The 17,179-nt window shown below is 64.0% G+C and carries 16 protein-coding genes and 1 other RNA gene; 6 read left to right on the top strand and 11 right to left on the bottom strand.

What is annotated here, in order from left to right:
- Positions 1 to 381 precede the first annotated feature (381 nt).
- The 3 genes from ychF to nusB form a co-directional block, all read right to left on the bottom strand.
- Positions 382 to 1,476 carry a redox-regulated ATPase YchF gene (gene ychF / locus OJA40_RS08035; RefSeq protein WP_208425242.1) on the bottom strand — a complete coding sequence of 365 codons (1,095 nt, stop codon included), beginning with the start codon at positions 1,474 to 1,476 and terminating at the stop codon, positions 382 to 384.
- A 102-nt stretch (positions 1,477 to 1,578) separates the two neighbouring features.
- The gene (locus OJA40_RS08030; protein ID WP_208425243.1) at positions 1,579 to 2,241 is read right to left on the bottom strand and encodes a metallophosphoesterase family protein; all 663 of its coding nucleotides are present in this window, start codon (positions 2,239 to 2,241) and stop codon (positions 1,579 to 1,581) included.
- 52 nt (positions 2,242 to 2,293) lie between these two features.
- Entirely contained in the window at positions 2,294 to 2,776 is a 483-nt protein-coding gene (gene nusB / locus OJA40_RS08025; protein ID WP_011402806.1) for a transcription antitermination factor NusB, read from the bottom strand.
- Between the two features lie 212 nt (positions 2,777 to 2,988).
- Between nusB and OJA40_RS08020 the strand changes: the two genes are divergently transcribed.
- The gene (locus OJA40_RS08020) at positions 2,989 to 5,460 is read left to right on the top strand and encodes a DNA internalization-related competence protein ComEC/Rec2 (RefSeq protein ID WP_263808418.1); all 2,472 of its coding nucleotides are present in this window, start codon (positions 2,989 to 2,991) and stop codon (positions 5,458 to 5,460) included.
- Positions 5,461 to 6,129: 669 nt separating this feature from the next.
- Here the strand turns inward: OJA40_RS08020 and OJA40_RS08015 are convergent.
- The 4 genes from OJA40_RS08015 to ffs form a co-directional block, all read right to left on the bottom strand.
- A complete protein-coding gene (locus OJA40_RS08015; protein WP_208425245.1) occupies positions 6,130 to 6,294 on the bottom strand; it encodes a hypothetical protein in 165 nt (54 codons plus the stop codon).
- Between the two features lie 52 nt (positions 6,295 to 6,346).
- Positions 6,347 to 7,594 carry a 3,4-dihydroxy-2-butanone-4-phosphate synthase gene (gene ribB / locus OJA40_RS08010; protein ID WP_208425246.1) on the bottom strand — a complete coding sequence of 416 codons (1,248 nt, stop codon included), beginning with the start codon at positions 7,592 to 7,594 and terminating at the stop codon, positions 6,347 to 6,349.
- A 56-nt stretch (positions 7,595 to 7,650) separates the two neighbouring features.
- Positions 7,651 to 7,986 (bottom strand): preprotein translocase subunit YajC, encoded by a 336-nt coding sequence (gene yajC / locus OJA40_RS08005; protein ID WP_011402802.1) that lies wholly within the window; start codon positions 7,984 to 7,986, stop codon positions 7,651 to 7,653.
- A gap of 151 nt (positions 7,987 to 8,137) precedes the next feature.
- An RNA gene (ffs, locus tag OJA40_RS08000) (signal recognition particle sRNA small type) lies at positions 8,138 to 8,237 on the bottom strand.
- 307 nt (positions 8,238 to 8,544) lie between these two features.
- Between ffs and OJA40_RS07995 the strand changes: the two genes are divergently transcribed.
- Positions 8,545 to 9,597: a hypothetical protein gene (locus tag OJA40_RS07995; RefSeq protein WP_208425247.1), complete on the top strand. Its 1,053-nt coding sequence runs from the start codon at positions 8,545 to 8,547 to the stop codon at positions 9,595 to 9,597.
- A 49-nt stretch (positions 9,598 to 9,646) separates the two neighbouring features.
- Here the strand turns inward: OJA40_RS07995 and OJA40_RS07990 are convergent, their stop codons facing one another.
- Together OJA40_RS07990 and OJA40_RS07985 are read right to left on the bottom strand one after the other, a co-directional pair.
- Positions 9,647 to 10,270 carry a hypothetical protein gene (locus OJA40_RS07990; RefSeq protein WP_208425248.1) on the bottom strand — a complete coding sequence of 208 codons (624 nt, stop codon included), beginning with the start codon at positions 10,268 to 10,270 and terminating at the stop codon, positions 9,647 to 9,649.
- 53 nt (positions 10,271 to 10,323) lie between these two features.
- On the bottom strand, positions 10,324 to 10,602 hold the full coding sequence (locus OJA40_RS07985; protein WP_208425249.1) for a metal-sensitive transcriptional regulator: 279 nt from the start codon (positions 10,600 to 10,602) through the stop codon (positions 10,324 to 10,326).
- Positions 10,603 to 10,874: 272 nt separating this feature from the next.
- On the opposite strand from OJA40_RS07985, the gene rpe reads away from it, so the two are divergent.
- Both rpe and OJA40_RS07975 read left to right on the top strand, forming a co-directional pair.
- A complete protein-coding gene (gene rpe / locus OJA40_RS07980; RefSeq protein WP_263810285.1) occupies positions 10,875 to 11,567 on the top strand; it encodes a ribulose-phosphate 3-epimerase in 693 nt (230 codons plus the stop codon).
- A 119-nt stretch (positions 11,568 to 11,686) separates the two neighbouring features.
- The gene (locus tag OJA40_RS07975; protein WP_263808415.1) at positions 11,687 to 12,610 is read left to right on the top strand and encodes an SDR family oxidoreductase; all 924 of its coding nucleotides are present in this window, start codon (positions 11,687 to 11,689) and stop codon (positions 12,608 to 12,610) included.
- A 64-nt stretch (positions 12,611 to 12,674) separates the two neighbouring features.
- On the opposite strand, the gene OJA40_RS07970 is transcribed toward OJA40_RS07975, so the two are convergent.
- Positions 12,675 to 13,601 carry an SCO family protein gene (locus OJA40_RS07970; protein WP_208425251.1) on the bottom strand — a complete coding sequence of 309 codons (927 nt, stop codon included), beginning with the start codon at positions 13,599 to 13,601 and terminating at the stop codon, positions 12,675 to 12,677.
- A 353-nt stretch (positions 13,602 to 13,954) separates the two neighbouring features.
- Between OJA40_RS07970 and OJA40_RS07965 the strand changes: the two genes are divergently transcribed.
- Positions 13,955 to 14,590 carry an RNA polymerase sigma factor gene (locus tag OJA40_RS07965; protein WP_208425252.1) on the top strand — a complete coding sequence of 212 codons (636 nt, stop codon included), beginning with the start codon at positions 13,955 to 13,957 and terminating at the stop codon, positions 14,588 to 14,590.
- A gap of 242 nt (positions 14,591 to 14,832) precedes the next feature.
- Entirely contained in the window at positions 14,833 to 15,822 is a 990-nt protein-coding gene (locus tag OJA40_RS07960) for a tol-pal system YbgF family protein (protein ID WP_263808414.1), read from the top strand.
- Positions 15,823 to 15,916: 94 nt separating this feature from the next.
- Here the strand turns inward: OJA40_RS07960 and dnaN are convergent, their stop codons facing one another.
- A complete protein-coding gene (gene dnaN, locus OJA40_RS07955; protein WP_208425254.1) occupies positions 15,917 to 17,050 on the bottom strand; it encodes a DNA polymerase III subunit beta in 1,134 nt (377 codons plus the stop codon).
- Positions 17,051 to 17,179 lie beyond the last annotated feature (129 nt).

The raw sequence follows: 17,179 nt of genomic DNA, 5'->3' as shown, positions 1-17,179 counted from the left end.
GGCGGACCGCAGAGGTGCAGACCGGACGTCTTGCACCTCGGGAGGCTGGACGGGGAATGCGTGCCCGCCCTTCGGGCCTCGTCTCCCCCCCAGGTAGACCCGCAAACGAACCGTACTGATGAGCCATTCCGAGCGTAGCGAACCGGAGCCGAGACACGAGTGAAGCGACCGATGAAATCAATCTCTTCGACGGGCAGCAAAAGCACCCGTCAGACCAATGAGTCTCGAAATCAGGGGGTCTCGCAATCAGAATCCTCACTGAGCCAGAACGATTCCCAGAGGATGACCCTGCGGGCCCCTTCGGCTCCCGCCTCCCTTCGATCGTCGGTCGCTCAGAAGGACGCTCGAATAGACGTATTCCTTCGTGCTTGCCTTGGTCGCCTACACGTTGAACCGGAACTCCATCACGTCTCCGTCCTCCACCACGTAGTCCTTCCCCTCGGTCCGAAGGAGCCCCGCCTCCCGGGCGGCAGCCTCGGAGCCAGCCTCGTCGAAGTCCGAGAAGTGAATCGTCTCGGCCCTGATGAACCCCTGTTCGAAGTCGCTGTGGACCTCCCCGGCGGCCTGCGGGGCACGGGTCCCCTCCTCGATGGCCCAGGCGTACGCCCCCTTCTCGTCGGCCGTAAAGAAGGTGATGAGATCCAACACATCGTACGCGGCGTGGATAAGCCGTTCGAGGCCGGCACGCTGCAGTCCCGAGTCGTCCAGGAACAGCTGACGCTCCTCAGGATCAAGCTCGGTCAGTTGGGCCTCCAGCTCCGCCGACGTGACGACGACGCGGGTCCCTTCACTCTGGGCGATGGGCCGGAGCTGATCGACGTACGCGTTCCCGTCGGGCAGATCGTTCTCGCCCACGTTCGCAACGTACAGGACCGGCTTGTCGGTCACCAAAAACAATTCGTCAACGAGGGGCCGCTCGGCCGCTCTCGCCTCGAACGAGCGGGCCCACGCGCCCTGACTCAGGTGGTCGTGGAGCCGCTCGAACACCTCCAGCTCCTCGGCGGCCTCCTGGTCCCCCTTCGTCGCAGCCGTCCGCACCTTGTCCAGCCGCTTCTCGACCGTCTCCAGGTCCTTCAGCAGGAGCTCTGTGTTGATGACCTCCACGTCCCGCGCCGGATCCACGGAGCCGGCCACGTGGGCCACCTCCTCGTCCTCGAAGCAGCGCACGACGTGAATAATGGCGTCGACCTCTCGGATTTGGGCGAGAAACTGGTTGCCCAGCCCTTCGCCCTCGGCCGCCCCCTCCACGAGTCCGGCGATGTCGACGAACTCGATGCTGGTGGGGATCGTCTCCGGCGACCCGGCCAGTTCGGCCACGCGGGGGAGCCGGTCGTCGGGAACCGGCACGACCCCCACGTTCGGGTCGACCGTACAGAACGGGTAGTTGTCGGCCTCGGCCCCGGCACTGCTCAGCGCATTGAAGATGGTCGACTTGCCGACATTGGGAAGACCGACGAGGCCACACTGAAGAGACATTGGAGGGTTGAGACCTGAACGGGAAGACGACCGGGGGGGCATGGCTCGGCCAACGGATGCGGTCCTGCCCCAACGTGGACGCACCCCAACGTGGACGCAGCGTCATCCGTCGGCGTACGGCACGTCGATAAATTCGCGTTGCGGGAGGCGCACCGCCGTGAGGCGCCCCATGCCCGGCTTCATGTGGTAGACGCAGCCGGTGTCGATGAGAATCAGCTTCTCGTGACTGATGGGGTCGGGCTGGGGGGTATGGCCGCAGACCACGGGTTTTTCCCAGGCCAGCCCCGAGGCCTCCAGGTGCCCACGCTCCCACAAGAGCACTTCCTCGTCGGGCCGATCCAGATTCTCTTCGACCGTGAGATCGGGCCGCAGCCCGGCGTGCACGAACAGGAAATCATCCGTCTCGTGGTACAGCTTCGTCTCCCGAACAAACTCGGCGTGGGCGGCCGGAATGTGGACTTCCGAGCCCTCGCCCTTGAGGTAGCTCTGGAGCGTCGAGACCCCTCCGTTCATGCGCCAGAGGCTGAAGGCCCCCGAGTCGAGGTAGTCGATCATCATCGCCTCGTGGTTGCCCCGCAAAAACGTACAGGAGATGCTCTCGCGCAGGTCCAAGAGCCGGTCGATGACCCCCCTCGAGTCGGGGCCGCGGTCGATGTAGTCGCCCACGAACAGGAGATGATCGTCCGACGAGGGGTTCAGCCGATCCAGAAGGGCGTTGAGCGACTCGAGGCATCCGTGGATGTCGCCGACGGCTATGAGTCCCATCGCGTGTGTCCTGCAGTGTGGGCGAAAGAAAAGGCAACCCGGGGCTTGTGACTCACGACGAGCCGGCCCGCTCCTGAATTGTGTCCATTCCGATGAGGCCGCGGCCGGTTTTGTTGAGCCGCCCCTGGTCGTGGAGATCGAGCAGAATGGCGTCGATCACGCCGTTGACGAACGTGCCGCTTCGAGGGGTGCTGTACCGCTTGGCGATCTCAATTGCCTCGTCGACCGATACCTTCGGCGGAACCTCCTCGAATTTCAGCAGCTCCGTGGTTGCCATTCGGAGGAGGGACCGGTCGATGGCCGCGATGCGGTGGATCTCCCAGTTGTCCGCGTGCTTTTCGATAATCTCGTCGGCCTCTTCCATCGTCTTCAGTGTCTCTCTGAAGAGGTGCTCCGCAAAATCGCGCGTCGAGGGGTCCTCGTCAAGCGGAACCCGGACGAGGGCGTGCAGGGCCTGCTCGGCGTCCCCGTCGGTCTGCTCGTTCGCGTAGAGCGTCTTCATGACCTGCTCGCGGGCGTCGCGTCGGGAGCTCATGACGAACCGTTTGGGGGGAGTGGGAAATAGACGACCCGCAAGTGCGCGGAGACGTGTCTTATTTTTTGGGACGGAGTCAAGTTCGGTGCCGGGCGTGGATTCCCCCAAATTTGGATTTGGGGCGGGCCTTCCGTGCCCCGCACGAACGTTACACTGTCCCCAAACGGTGTGTCTGTCCAGTCCGTATTCCCTGCATGGAGGCGTGTCGGGCCATGGATCCTGACTCATCGGTTCACTGGGGCGCCTATCCGGCCCTTTACGTGGCGGTCGCCTTCGCGCTCGGGGTCTTCGGAAATTCGGTGTTCGCGGGCGTCCCGTTTTCCCTTTGGCTGGGCGGCGCCGGGGCTGGACTTGCGCTGTTTGCAGGGATGCAGTGGTGGGATCGGGCTCGGCTCGTTACCCTTGCGCCCCTTGGGCGGGTGCTGGCCGCTGTCGTGGTGGTGGGGTGTGCCGGCGGGGCCCGCCATAGCGTCCACCAGGGGCCGTCGCCCCGAGGGCTCGCCCCGGCGGCGGAGGCGAGCGACGATGCCGTGGCCGTGCAGGGCATCGTCGAAGATGCGCCGGAGCGGACCGACGGGGCGACCCGATTCGTGTTGGCGGTGAACGCTCTTTTTGGGGCCCGGGATACGGCCGCGGTGGAGGGACGAGTGCGCGTTACGCTGAAGCCGTCTCCGTGGGCCAACACCGTCCCTTCGTTTCCCAGGCTCCGTCAGGGCGACGTCATTCGGCTCCGTGGGTCCTTGCGGCGGCCCCCGGGCCTCCGGAACCCTGGAGGGTTCGATTATGCCGCGTACCTATCCCGGCGAGGCATCTGCTGCACCCTGTACGTCGACGCCCCCGACCGCGTCGCCGTACTCGGGAACCGGCGGGGGAGGGTGCAGAATGCACTCGTCTCCCTACGGGCGCACGTCCGCCGTCAGGTGGACCGGTACGTACCGAGCACCGGGGGACGGGCGGTGGTGCGGGCCCTGTTGCTGGGGGATCGGAGTCGCATCACCGATGCCCAGCGAGCTCGTTTTGCAAAGACGGGCCTTATGCATCTTCTCGCAGTGTCGGGCCTGCATGTTTTCCTCGTCGGGATGGTGCTGTACGCATTGCTTCGCCCGTTTCTGCTGCGCCTGCGGCTGCGGTGGCGCACGGCGGAAGTTGTGCGGGCCGTACTCACGATCACGGTGTTGGTCTTCTACATGTTGCTCACAGGAGGGCGGCCGTCGGTCGTGCGGGCCGTGATCATGGCGACGTTGTTCATTGGGGGCATCTTTTTCCAGCGGTCGGCCCATTCACTCAACACCCTCGGTGTTGCGGCCCTCGTGCTGCTTGCGGTCCGGCCCCCAATGTTGTTTGACGTCGGGTTTCAGCTGTCGATGGCGGCTGTGTCGGGAATTGTGACGCTCAATCCCCGATTCCTCGAAATGCTGCCGGACCGGTACCGGACTTCCGAGGCCCTGGACTGGGTGCTGTCTACCGGTACGACATCGGCGGCCGCCATTCTGGGAACGGCCCCGGTCCTGCTCTATCACTTTGGATGGGTGTCGGTCGCCGGGCTGCTCCTAAACGTGGTCGGGATTCCGTGCACCGGACTCGCCCTTACGTCGGCAATCGCCACCGTGGCAGTGGGGGGACTGTGGCCCACGGCGGCCGCCTCGTTTGGCAGCGCGGCGGACGTGTTCCTGCAGGGGCTTCTTGCCACGTCCAGGTACGGAGCCGCGTGGTTCTCGTGGGCGGGCATCCGAATGGCGACGCCGCACCTATGGGAACTGACCGCTCTTGGGGCGGGGCTGATTGCCGTAGCACAGTGGCCGCGGCCTCGTCTCCGATGGCGTTGGATCGTCATTGGGGGGCTTCTCATGACGGCATCCGTCTGGGGCCCCGTGGCCGGAGGCGGGACGGCACCGACGCTCGACATCATATTCTTCGATGTGGGGCAGGGGGACGCTGCCCTCCTCAAGACGCCCTCGGACCACCATGTGCTCATCGATACCGGTCCTCGATCCCCGAGTGGGGCGACTGCGGAGTTCGCGGTTCTTCCGTTTCTACGACGATGGGGGATTCGTCGGCTGGATCTCGTCGTGATCTCTCATTCTGATGAGGATCACCTGGGGGGCCTACCGACACTCCTACAGGCAGTACGGGTGGACCGAGTGGTTCACAACGGCCGTCCTGTGGACACGGATCTGTATGGTCGGACCCGTCGTCTCCTTCGTCAGAATGAGGTTCCCCGACGGGCCGTTCATCGGGGGGATGCCCTCCAGGCGGATTCGTCGATTCGGGCAGAGGTTCTCAGTCCCCCTGGGCGAAGCAGGCTGGCGACAGAAAACAACGCCTCCGTTGTGCTCCGAGTGGAGTACGGGGACGTAAACATCCTGTTGCCGGGAGACATCGAGAAGGCCATTGAACAAAATCTGGCCCGTACGTACGGGGAGGAGCTCCTCGGACACGTGGTGAAGGTTCCTCATCACGGATCGGAGACCAGCAGCCGTCCTTCGTTCGTGCGCTCCGCGTCCGATTCCACGCAGACGCACGCGGTGGTCAGTGTGGGGCGCAGCTCCCGGTACGGAATGCCGGACGCTAGCATAATCCGTAGGTGGCGGCGAGAAGCAACCCAAGTCCACAGCACGGCCGACAGGGGGGCGGTATGGATGAGGACCGATGGTGAAGAGGTATGGCGTCTGCAGTGGCAGTAAGGAAGCCTTCCACCAACGCACGGTACGCAGGCGTTTGAGCGGTCCTGTGCTTACAGTATTCCTTCGTAGGAATATCCTCTACTTCGGACTGGTACATGATCGCATATCAGTCTTCTGAAGAAGATCCGTCCTCATCGTCGTTCTTCCGGGTTGGCACTGGCCGTGAGTCAAGTTATCCACATCCCCTAGTATGGACGAGGCACTGGGGATTTTTTAAAAGATGTGGTTGTTATTATTGGTCGTGTGGAAATGTGGATAACTGGGTTGCCCACAACTGAGCCGTTAGGATGTGGACAGCTGCCCGAGTCGTTCACAGGGTTATCCACAAATGGGGACCTTCTGAAAGCCGGCACACAGCGTTGAAGGCCGATACAGGGCTGGTTTTCCACGTTTCCACGGCAATCCACAAGAAAAGACGGAAGTTTGTGGACGTGGTTATGCACACTCGTCCACAGTGTGTACGAGGCGGGGACGAGTGTGGATATCCCCACGAGTTATGCACGGCCGACGGGTCCTCCATTCTCGTGCACGGATTATCCAGACGTTATCCCCTACTTATCCACGAGTTATCCACAATCTTGTGGATAAAGGGGATTCCGCGGATACACGGAGGGGGCAAGGCGGCGTGCCCCGAACGCTCTCCCGGGAAGAACGGGGGCGGGGGCTACTCTACTCCTCCGTGACCGTAAAGAGGCGGTAGACGCAGAAGCCGGCGATTAGGGCCGGCCACAGTGCGGACAGCCAGTCGCCGGCCTGCAGACGAATCACCGTGAGAGACGCGCCGAAAATAGCAATGAGCGCGTAGATGACCTGAAAGATCTGGGTGCTAGACATGCGGAGGAGGGAACGGGACCACGGACGCGAACGAGGGGGGAGGGCTTCGAGGCTATGTGCCGGCGTCAATGAGCTCCATGAGAAGGGGCGTGAGTCGGTCCGCCGCGACGGTCGACAGGTGGTCTTGGGCCTCCGTGGGCAACTCGATCGGCGTCTGTTCGACGAGCTCGAGGCCGTACCCGGCCAGCCCGATTCGCTTTCGGGGATTGTTGGTGAGAAGTCGGAGCTTGCGAATGCCGAGGTCCCGAAGAATCTGGCACCCGATGCCGTAGTCGCGATGGTCCATCTCGAGCGACACGTCCGTGGGCGCCCCGTCGTCCTGGTTCTGATGGCGCTCCAGATCCTTGAGTTTCGAGAGGAGGCCCTGGCCGTGATTGCTCTGCATCATGTAGAGAATGGCGCCCGTGCCTTCGTGCTCCACTTGGAGCAGGGCCTCGGCCAACTGTTCGCTGTACGATTCGCGCCGTGCGGCGAGCACGTCCCCCAGCACGTTCTGGGAGTGCACGCGAACGAGGACGGGTTCGTCCTCGGCCCAGTCGCCCTTGAGCAGGGCCAGGTGTACGTCGCCGGTGAGTGTCTCCTCGTAGGCGACGACCTGGAAGGCGCCGAACGCGGTGTCCAGGTCCACTTCTGCCGCCCGCTCAATGAGCCGCTCGTTCTGCATGCGGTAGGCAATCAGGTCCTGGATCGTGATGAGGGGCATGTCCAGGGCCCGGGCCCGCTCGCGGAGTTGAGGAACGCGGGCCATGCTCCCGTCTTCGTTCATAATCTCGACGAGGGCCCCGGCCGGTTCCCGGCCGGCGAGGCGGGCAAGGTCCACGGCCGCCTCGGTGTGTCCCGCCCGCCGTAGCACCCCTCCCGTGCGGGCCCGAAGCGGAAAGACGTGCCCGGGGCGGGCAAAGTCGTACGGAGAGGCGTCCGGGTCGGCCAGGGCACGGATCGTCTTTGCGCGGTCCGCCGCCGAGATGCCGGTGCTCGTGCCCTGGCGGTAGTCGACCGAGACGGTGAAGGGGGTGCTGTAGAGCGACGAGTTGGCGTCGACCATCAGGTCGAGGTCCAGCTCCTCGGCCCGCTCAGGCGGGATGGCCGTGCAGAGGAGGCCGCGTCCTTCCTTCGTCATGAAGTTGACGAGGTCGGGCGTCACCGCCTCGGCCGCTCCGATGAAGTCGCCTTCGTTTTCTCGATCTTCGTCGTCTACGACAATCGCGAGCCCCCCGTCCCGGATGGTAGCGAGGGCGTCTTCGATGGTGTCGAAGGGCTTTTCCGAAGACGGGGAGGAACTGCTGGGGGAAGAACTCATGGTGGTGGGGGCAGACCCGTTTGGTTCGGTCCCAGGAGGATACGAAGGAGGCAGATCTACTCCTCGTCGTTGGCGAGGCTCGCGATGGAGTCCTTGTTGAAGCGCAGCCGCGTGCCCTTGCTGTTGACCTGCGCCAGAACGCTGTCTTCGTCAATCTTCTGAATGGTGCCGTGGACGCCGCCCACGGTCACGATTTTATCGCCCTGTTCCAGGTTTTCGACCATCTCCTGGTGCTCCTCTTCGCGTTTTTGCTGGGGGCGGTAGATGAAGAAGTAGAAGACGCCGATAATGAGAACCAGCGGGAACAAGAGGCCGACAATGCCGCCGCTGCCACTGCCGGATTGGCCGACGAGGAGGATCGGATCCAGAGCCGAGAGAAGAGGAGAAAGCATGGTGGGTGTGTTCGAAAGTCAGAATTTGGGAGGGGACGCAGTGTCTCCACGACAGGGAGTGAGAACACTGCGCATCGCCCGGTAAACGGGGCGGGAAACGGCCGGTTCGCCCGAACCGGAATGCGGCCGTAGACGGCCACGACAAAAGAAAAAAGGGCAAGCGACCCGCAGCGCGCCGCTGCGACCTCCTACCGCTGCTGCCTTCCGGCCCTGACGGGGTTCAGAGGGAGCTGGCCGTGCGGGACTTGCCCTTTGTCGGTGCGGGGAATCCCCGCGATATGTTGTGCTAAGTAAGACAACGCGTCTACCGAACGGTTCCCCAGGCCGAGGCCGTTCCGCTGAAAATGCCATCAAGCCCGTGGGTGCGTTCGTCTCGGGTGCCTGATGGAGGGCACATCGGCCCCGCGCAACTCTGCAGGGAGGATCAGAACGCGAACAGCATGAGCGAACCTCCGAAGGACGGCGCTGTTCTGCGAACCGACTGTTTTCGTTTCCGGATGTGATGCCGCCGAAGCCGAGGCTGAGACCAACGCGTCCCTCGACAACAACCCAGGCCCCATGTCAGAATCGCCGCCCTCGCCGGAACGCATCGTTGCTGCCCTCCGGACGGCGATCGGGGCCGGGCGGGAGCAGGAGCCCCGACCAACCCCATCACGAAGAACGACGCAGAACGACGGGGGGGCGTCGGGCCTCGGCGACGACGAGAAGCCGGGGCCCCTCCAGAAGGGGGACGCGGAGGCGACGAAGGCGTGGATGGAGGAAACGGTCGACGCATTTCGGGCGGCAGGCGGCGAGATCCCGCCCGGGGCCGCCGACGACCAGGCGCAGGGACTGGACGCTGCGGACCCGGTTCCCGAAGAACGTCCCGTCGGGGCGACGGGGCCTTCCCCCGCCTCGGCGGAGTCGGAGAGGGAGACTGCGGGAAAGTCCGTGTCTGGCGGAGCAGTGGGGGAGGAAACGCGCCAGTCCGATGAGGGGGCCGATGCCCCCGACGACCTCGCGCTGGCGTTCCGTCGGGCCTTCTACGCGAGGCGAGTACGGCGCCGGAGGCCCTCCCAGACGGGCTCGAGCGAGGAATCGCCCCGATCCGTTGCGGCTCCTGCCCGCCCGGCGTCGTCGTTCCTCTGGATCACCGGTCGTTCGGAGGGCCGTACGGCTGCCATCGGCATCCACGGCCTATCTGGGCCCCGTGCCCGACGGGCCGGCGCATTCCTCCTGCGGGGGCGGGGAAAGACGCCCTATCACCATCTGAGGCGCATTCGGCACCATCCTGACCCGCGCATTTTCCTGAAGCCTGTGTTCTGGCGGGCCGACGCCGGTTGGGACTCGCCAGTGGCCGACCATGTGGACGGCACGTGGACCCCCGAGGCCAACAAGGGGACCCTCCGGGCGCTACGGGAGCGGGCGGTCACGATCAACCGACGAATCCGCGATGCGCTCGAGGAAGGCGAGGCACGAGCGGGCACTAACGCCGAGCGGCGACTGCTCTTCTTCGTTGCCACGCGAACGGAGGCATTCTCGCGACGTCGAGTCGGGGGCAGCGTCGTGTACCCGCGGCTCACGCCCCTCCTCGGAAGTACGGGAAGAGAAAAATCGGGCCGGGATCCGTGATGCTTCGCCGGGCAGCCCGGTCGCAAACAGAACACACCCGCAGCCCCACCTACGTAAACTCGTGGGTGCGATCGAGGGGGCGGCCGCGCGCCAATTCGTCCTCGACGTCTTCCACGATCGCCTCGATGCGACGCCGAACGGTGGTGATGGCCGGCTTCAGCGGATCGATGGCGGTCGCTTCTCCCTGAAGGCCCGCCTCAATCGTTTGGGCCTGGTCAAGGAGGGTGCGCAGCGCGGAGAGGTGTGCCTCATGGCGTTCGAGTTGGGCCCTGCGGAGAAACTGAATGATCGTATGGGCGAGGCGGAGGCACGCGTCGAGGCACTGATCCCGGGTCAGGTCGAGAGTGCTTGCTGTCGTTTCTAGAAGTGACTTTGTGGCACGACGCACCGTGTGTGTCGTCCGCGTGCGTGGACGAGGCTGTTCGCGGGCCTTTTCCACAAACCGGTGTCGGGTGTCTTCGTCCTCGTCCTTCAGGAAGGACACGGTGAGTTGAGCCGCCATTTCGGCTCCTTCCTTTTCCGAGATGTCCCAGTGAACGGCCAAGGCCTCTTTCGCCTCCATGGCGTCCTTGCTGAGCTTAAACTTGACGTGGACCGTTCGTCCCCCTCTACGTCCGTCACTGGAGGGCGACCCGTCGTCCGGGGATGAGCGGTTGGCGAGGAGGTCCTCCATGTTCCAAGTGTCTCAGGTGGACGTGCGAGGCCGTCGGGCGTGGTGGCGACTGGCTACAACTCCTTTTCGAGCAGCCCGATGATCTCGTCGTAGCTCTCCTGGGCGGCCTGCTCGTCGCCCGACCGGATTGCATCGGTCACGCACGTCTCCAGGTGATTTCGGGTGATGGCACGCCCCACCGACTTAAGGGCCTGCTGCACGGAATGAATCTGGTCGAGAATGTCGCCGCAGTAGCGGTCATCCTCGACCATTCGCTTCAGGCCTCGAATCTGGCCCTCGATACGGCTGAGGCGATCGGTAATGTCGTCACGGTCGGCGTCGCGAACCGGCATGGGAGTAGGGGCGGATGAATGAGTGAGCTGAGGCCCGGGCACTGTGTCTGTGTTCGGGAGCATCCTGCCCCCCCTACTTCCCCGTGGAAAAGGATGTTTCTCCGACGGGGGGACCGGACGAGACGTGCGGCGGGGTGACTGCCGGGGTGAAAAGGGACGGCTCCATCGAGCCTTTCACCGAAAGATTGCGGTTCTCCTTTTTGTTCATCCGGGTGCGCCTTTTATTCTAAGTGTGTCGCTTGCCCTCTGCTCCTGATCGCGTTTTTTTCTTCATGCCTGCCTCCCCTACGATGCCCACACTCGCGCCCTCAATTATTGCGTCCGACGCGGGACGGTTTGCCGCCTGTGCCGACGAGGTCCTCGGGGCCGGGCCCGACTGGCTTCACGTCGACGTAATGGACGGGCACTTCGTCCCGAACATCACCATCGGCCCCGACGTGGTGCGGACCCTCCGGCCCGTGGCCGACGAGCACGACGCGCAGCTTGACGTGCATCTCATGATTGAGGAGCCTCAGCAGTACGTCGACACGTTCGCCGAGGCCGGGGCGGACATGCTTACCGTGCACGTGGAGGCCTGTCCCCACCTGCACCGGGTCGCCCAGACGATCCGGGCTGCGGGATGTGAGGTCGGGGTTGCGCTCAACCCGGCCACCCCCCTCGGCCACCTTGAAGGCATTCTGCCCTTCGTCGACCTGGTGCTCGTCATGTCGGTGAATCCGGGCTTCAGTGGCCAGAGCTTCATTCCGGAATCGATGGCGAAGGTGCAGCGGGTGCGTCGCCAGCTCAATGCGCTCGGGTCCAGTGCGTACGTGGAGGTGGATGGGGGGGTCACCCCAAACAACGCGATGGAACTGGTGCGGGCCGGGGCGGACGTCCTGGTGTCCGGAAGCGCCGTGTTCGGCGGGGAGCAGTCCGTCCCGCAAAACGTCGAGGCCCTCCGGAACGCGCTCACCCTCACGGTGTGACGGGCTCCCCTGAGGCCCGCACACACAAGCCTTTGCGGCACGCAGCTCGCCGATCCGCGCGGCCGTAGCGGACCCGTGATTGCCGGCGGGGAACCCACTCACCGAACGCAATAGGGCCCATGGAGAACCCGCGTTCCGACCTAAAGGACATGAGCGGCACGGTGTGCGTGGTGACCGGGGCCAATTCGGGCATCGGGAAGGCCACGGCCGCCGAGCTCGCCCGCCTCGGGGCGCGGGTGGTGATGGTGTGCCGGGACGAAGGGCGTGGGCGAGAGGCCCAGGCCGAACTTCGGGCCGAGGCCCGGACGGCCCACCCCAGCCGTGCGGACACGATCGACCTCCGCATTGCGGACCTCGGCGTGCAGGAGGAGGTCTATCACCTCGGTGAGACGCTCCGGGCCGACTACGACCGGCTCGACGTGCTCGTGAACAACGCGGGCGTCTTCCTCGAGTCGAGGGACGAGACGGTCGATGGCGTGGAGGCCACCTTCGCGGTCAATCACCTCGCCCCGTTTTTGCTCACCCATCTTGTCCTGCCCCGCCTCCGCGAGACGGCCGGACGGGCCGGCGAGGCCCGGGTCGTCACCCTCAGCTCGGAGGCCCACCGGGGCGTCAGTATGGACTTCGACGACCTCAATGCGGAGACCGGCTACAACCCGCTGCAGGCCTACGCCCAGTCGAAACTCGCCAACATTCTTTTTACCCACGAGCTGTCCCGTCGCCTGCAGGAGGAGGGCGTGGTCGCGAACGCGGTGCATCCCGGGATCGTCAACACCAACATCTGGCGCGGTTCCGGCTGGATTTCCCGAATTGCCCGTCTTTTCTCCTGGCTGTACAAGCGCCCGGCGGAGGGCGCGCGCAGCGTCGTCTACCTTGCGGCGTCGCCCGATGTGGAGGGCGTCACGGGCCAGTACTTCAAAGGGACCGAGGTGGTGAACCCATCCCCCGAAGCCTACGACGAGAAGGCCGAGGCGCGTCTCTGGCGGATCAGCCGGGAGATGACGGGGCTCGCCGAGGTGGACGAGGACGGGGCCCCCGAATAGACCGGAGCGTGCGGGCGTTGTGTCTCTTTTCGCGGGGGCGTCCCTGAGGACGTCCCAACGCCCATCATGCCTGTTCGTCGACCATTGTGTGGAGCCCTTCCTCGTGTGCCGTCTCGAGCTGCTCGTTTTCGCGGCGCCAGAAGACAAACAGTGCGGCCCCCATTACGATCACCGTGAGGACACTGCCGTACTGCATGAGCTTGAATGCGCTCGCGGAGTAGGAATTTGAGTCCGGGTTGAACCGCGCACAGGCCAGGAAGGCCTTGTCGACGATACTGCCGACCGTGCCGTCGGAGGCCTCGACGAGCGCCGTCCGCAGATCGCCGGGGGCCGGGTCGAGGGTGGTAAAGTAGCGGGTAATGGTGCCGTCGCCACTCAGGAAGATGATCGTCGCGGGGTGGGCAAACTGCTTCTCCTTCTCCGGAAGGGGCTGGTAGCGGAAGCCCACCGAGTCGGTAAGCGTTTCGATCGCTGCCCGGTTGCCGGTCAGAAAGTGCCAGCCGTCAACCGTCTCTTCGGGACGGTCCAGAAACGTGGCGTAGCGCTCCTGGGCCGTTCGGGCCATCTTGGGGCCTTCGTAGGGGCTGATGTCGACGGTGAGCACTTTGAATTTGTCGCCGGCCGTCCACGACATGCCGCTCAGGGATTTGGTGAACTTCTGCAGCTGAATGCGACACAACTGGGGGCACCGGTGGTAGTTGAGGGTCAGCATGACCGGCGTCGACCCGTCGAAGTACTGACTGAGACGGACCGGCTCTCCCTGCTCGTTTTGAAACGAGAGGTCCTTCGGAATCGTCGCGCCGAGCTTCTGGTCCACCCCCACGTTCTCGAGCTGGTCCGGGGTGCGGCTGGTTCGCTGGCCGGTGGCGGTTGAGGCCAAGGCCCCGACCCAGAACAGCACGAGGGCCGTTGCCAATCCGAACCGAACGACTCCGAGCCGAAAGAAGGGGCGGGGCGGCCCGCCCGCCTTCGCAGGACGTGTGTCGGGCATAAGGGGTGAAAAGAGGTTTGGAAAGTTCTCGCTTGGTTGAATTCGGTGCGGCGCCAAAAGTTTGCAGGGCTTCTTCGAGGCCGTCACTTCTTCCGCACACGCGAGGCCGTCACTTCTCCCGCACACGCATTGCCCCGGACACGCAGTTCCCGAGTCGATCGTGTCGGGGAACGGGCCCGTCGGGCCGGAGAAGGGCCCCTTCGTCCTACGAGGTGCTTCTTCTGTAGCGGCGATTCGGGAGAAGGAGCGATGCCGTTGATGTCCGTGGCGTTGTGCCTTATAATGAAGTCTGTTAGGAGAATAACAAAAAAATCTCGTCCAGGCTCGCTGCTTTTTTCTGCGCACGGGGCCCCATGTCCGTTCCTTCCTCCGAGCTCCGGACCGTGATCGATCGGCTGCCGTTTTCGGTAGACGATACCGACGCCGCGAACGAATCCTTTCGGCGGTGGCGGGACGAAGAAGACCCGAAGGCCAAACGCCACGCGGACCTCTGGACGTACTGCTACGTCTGTCGGTACTTCCTCGGAAAGTCGGCCCGGGGTACCTTCGACAATCCGTCCGACGCCGACGAGCTGATCACGAGGGCCTACCGCAAGGTGCAGGAGAACCGCGACGGGGTGCGGAATGCGGCCCGATACGCCAACTGGGTAAGCGTGGTGTGTAAAAATACACTTCTCAACTACACCCGGCGCAACCAGTTTTCCGAGTCGATAGACGGGGAAAACCGGTTCACCCTCACCGCCGAAACCACAAATGCGGTCGCGGAGGTCGGCTTTGTGCAGGAAGCGCTCGTGGAGGCGATTGAGGGACTCCCGAATTATTTGCAGGAGCCGGCCCGCCTCTACTTTTTGGAAAACCGAGAATTTGAAGAAATCAGCGAAGCCGTCGGGAAGCCCGTAGCGACGGTTCGAACATACAAGCACAAGGCCATGAAGGAGCTCCGCACCGATGAACGCCTCCGTGAGTACGTGACCCAGACCGACGTGTAGGCAGAAAGTATAAAATTATCGTTTAGCTGGTTATACGTGCAACCTCGGAATGTCTTCTCAAGTCCCGATAGGTCCGCCTATTCTTTACGTGATTTCCCGAAAGAGAGGCTTCCCTCGTGTTGAGTTGTAGCATGTCGGGATGAACCCCTCTCGTCTTCTCGGAAGCAGACTCCGCCCATCCTGGGGCCCTTCCGGAGCGTCGGTGGACTTCTTTTCGCATGTAGTCGTGTAGCGTGTCGCTCATGAATGACGTTGAAGAACAGATCCTTTCGTACCCCCATCTTTCTCGGGAGAAACAGCGGGACATCGAGGCGTACGTGGAGCAAAACCCGGAGTGGGCCCCCCTGCTTAACGACATCCGGTCGGTCGAGAGCCTCGCGTCGCACGAGAGCACAGGGCCTCCCTCCGACCCCCTCCTTGCCACCTACGTAATGGTGCGCCACCTGGACCGCGGGGAGGCGAGGTCGGCCCGGTTGCGGGAGGCGTTCGCCCGATTCGAGGCGCGCATTGCGGAGGACGGTGCGCTCCGACGCGAGGTGGAGGCGGCGGAGCGCCGGCTGAGGGAAACAGAAGCGGCGGTCGATCCGGTGTCGCACTTCGAGGCGCTCACGGAGCACGACCTAGAGGTTGAAGAGGAAGCGGACGCCCCCGACGCGGCCGGTGCGGAGCCGGGGTCCTCATCGGCTGCTTCTTCCTCTTGGTGGGACGTGATTGGGGAGCTTCCGCGGGGCGTGCCCCGAGGCGTAGCCGTCGCAGTGGTCCTCGTGGCGCTATACGGCGGCCTGTACGGCATCAGCCTCACGACGCAATCGACCCTTGATCGGCTTGCTGCCATGGAGGTCAGCGATCAGGTCGTCGACAACTACGCCAGTGCGAGGATGCGCAGCGCGGCGCCGGAGGCGTCGTCGTCGGCCGACGAGCGGTACCTGGAGGCACTCTCGATTTTGGAAACCGCACGCATCTCCACGTTGGGGTTGTTTCCCCGATACAACGCCGACCGCCTCGATCAGGCGCAGCAGCGTCTCGGGCAGGTCCTTGAGGAGGCGGAGCCCAATTCGTTCCTCGCGCTTGAGGCACACTTCTATCTCGGAAAGATTGCGCTCGCGCAGGAAAACGTTGACGCCGCGCGGACGCACTTCAAGACCGTCGTACAGCGGGAGGGCCGACAGACCCAGGAAGCCTACGAGATCCTGAAAGCCCTTCAGCAGGAGTACAGCGGACCCCAGTCGTAGGCCCTGTTGCCCACCAAACAGCGTTGGGGACCAGCGCAACGCGCTGGCCCCCAGTCTGAACACGGATCGTGATGAGATCTCGCTCCGGGCGAGACTAGGCGTAGGTGTTGAGCATCACCGGCATGATGAGCATGAGAATGTCCTCGTCGTCGGCGCCCTCGCGGGGCAACACAATGCCGGCCCGGTTCGGGGAGCTCAACTCGAAGACCACCTCGTCGCACTCGACGTTGCTGAGCACCTCCGTGAGGTACTCCGAATTGAAGCCGATCTCCATCGGCTCGTTGTCGTAGTCGCAGTGGATCGTCTCCTCGGCCTCGCTGGAGCGCTCCACGTCCTCCGCCGAGATGGTGACGGTATCGGCCGTAATGTCGAGCCGGATCTGATTCGTCATGCTGGAGGAGTAAAGGCCCACGCGCTTAACGGCGTTGAGCATGTCCTCGCGGTTGACGACCAGATTGCGGTCGTTCCCGTCCGGGATGACGGACTGGTAGTTGGGGTAGGTCTCGTCGATGAGACGGGCCAGGACCCGAGACTCGCCGAATTCGAAGCTCACGTGGCTGTCGTCCACCCGGACGGTACAGATCTCGTCGTCCTCCACGATCCGCCCGGCCAGCTTGGTGGCCTTTTCCGGCACAATGAAGTCGGCAGACGTGTCGGCCCGGAGCTCCGGCAGGGTCAGCTTGACGAGCCGGTGCCCGTCGGTCGCCACCACCGAGGTGTCCTCCTCGCTGACCTGAAAGTACACGCCCATCATAGCGGGGCGCAGGGCGTCCTGGCTCACGGCGAACGCCGTCTTGTCGATGGAGCGGCCCAGGAGCCCCCCCTCCACGTTGATCTCGTGCTGCTCCTCCAGCTCCGGCAGCTCCGGATAGTCCGATCCGTCGTGGCCCACCATTTTGTAGTGGCCCTGATCGGTGTCCATCCGAATCTCGAAGTCACTGTCCGCCGCGAACTCAATGGGCAGGTCCGGCAGCGCCCGGAGGGTATCGATCAACCGCTGGGCCGGTACCGCGATGGGGGTGCTCTCCGGCGTGCCGTTCTTCTCGAACTGAACCGGCACGGTCTGGATGATCGAGATTTCGAGATCGGTGGCGCTCAGACGCAACGTGTCCCCGTCCCGCTCGAAGAGGATGCACTCCAGGATGGGCATCGTGCTCTTCGACGGAACGGCGCCCTTAACGGTGTTGAGCGCCTCGAGGAGGTCGGCGCTGGAGGCAGTAAATTTCATGGGTGTCGGCGCGTTGCGGAAAGGAAGCGTCGAGGAACTCTGCGTAGGAATAAAGAGATGCAAACCCGCATCTACGGCCTGTACGGAAGGGGGCGACGAAAGATTCAGCCCCGAGTGGGCCGTGCCGCC

The organism is Salinibacter pepae (genome assembly GCF_947077775.1).
GTDB classification, from domain to species: Bacteria; Bacteroidota; Rhodothermia; order Rhodothermales; family Salinibacteraceae; genus Salinibacter; species Salinibacter pepae.
The sequence above is the reverse complement of the archived record's forward strand: the minus strand, read 5'-3'. Positions and strand labels throughout refer to the sequence as shown.

Bases quoted from the DNA above. Each gene is read 5' to 3' on its own strand.
- yajC (WP_011402802.1), bottom strand. From the start codon at position 7,986: ATGCTTTCTCCTCTTCTCTCGGCTCTGGATCCGATCCTCCTCGTCGGC.
- OJA40_RS07995 (WP_208425247.1), top strand. From the start codon at position 8,545: ATGTCAGAATCGCCGCCCTCGCCGGAACGCATCGTTGCTGCCCTCCGG.
- nusB (WP_011402806.1), bottom strand. From the start codon at position 2,776: ATGAGCTCCCGACGCGACGCCCGCGAGCAGGTCATGAAGACGCTCTAC.
- ychF (WP_208425242.1), bottom strand. From the start codon at position 1,476: ATGTCTCTTCAGTGTGGCCTCGTCGGTCTTCCCAATGTCGGCAAGTCG.
- OJA40_RS07960 (WP_263808414.1), top strand. From the start codon at position 14,833: ATGAATGACGTTGAAGAACAGATCCTTTCGTACCCCCATCTTTCTCGG.
- dnaN (WP_208425254.1), bottom strand. From the start codon at position 17,050: ATGAAATTTACTGCCTCCAGCGCCGACCTCCTCGAGGCGCTCAACACC.
- OJA40_RS07985 (WP_208425249.1), bottom strand. From the start codon at position 10,602: ATGCCGGTTCGCGACGCCGACCGTGACGACATTACCGATCGCCTCAGC.
- ribB (WP_208425246.1), bottom strand. From the start codon at position 7,594: ATGAGTTCTTCCCCCAGCAGTTCCTCCCCGTCTTCGGAAAAGCCCTTC.
- OJA40_RS08030 (WP_208425243.1), bottom strand. From the start codon at position 2,241: ATGGGACTCATAGCCGTCGGCGACATCCACGGATGCCTCGAGTCGCTC.
- OJA40_RS07970 (WP_208425251.1), bottom strand. From the start codon at position 13,601: ATGCCCGACACACGTCCTGCGAAGGCGGGCGGGCCGCCCCGCCCCTTC.
- OJA40_RS07975 (WP_263808415.1), top strand. From the start codon at position 11,687: ATGGAGAACCCGCGTTCCGACCTAAAGGACATGAGCGGCACGGTGTGC.
- rpe (WP_263810285.1), top strand. From the start codon at position 10,875: ATGCCTGCCTCCCCTACGATGCCCACACTCGCGCCCTCAATTATTGCG.
- OJA40_RS07965 (WP_208425252.1), top strand. From the start codon at position 13,955: ATGTCCGTTCCTTCCTCCGAGCTCCGGACCGTGATCGATCGGCTGCCG.
- OJA40_RS08020 (WP_263808418.1), top strand. From the start codon at position 2,989: ATGGATCCTGACTCATCGGTTCACTGGGGCGCCTATCCGGCCCTTTAC.
- OJA40_RS07990 (WP_208425248.1), bottom strand. From the start codon at position 10,270: ATGGAGGACCTCCTCGCCAACCGCTCATCCCCGGACGACGGGTCGCCC.
- OJA40_RS08015 (WP_208425245.1), bottom strand. From the start codon at position 6,294: ATGTCTAGCACCCAGATCTTTCAGGTCATCTACGCGCTCATTGCTATT.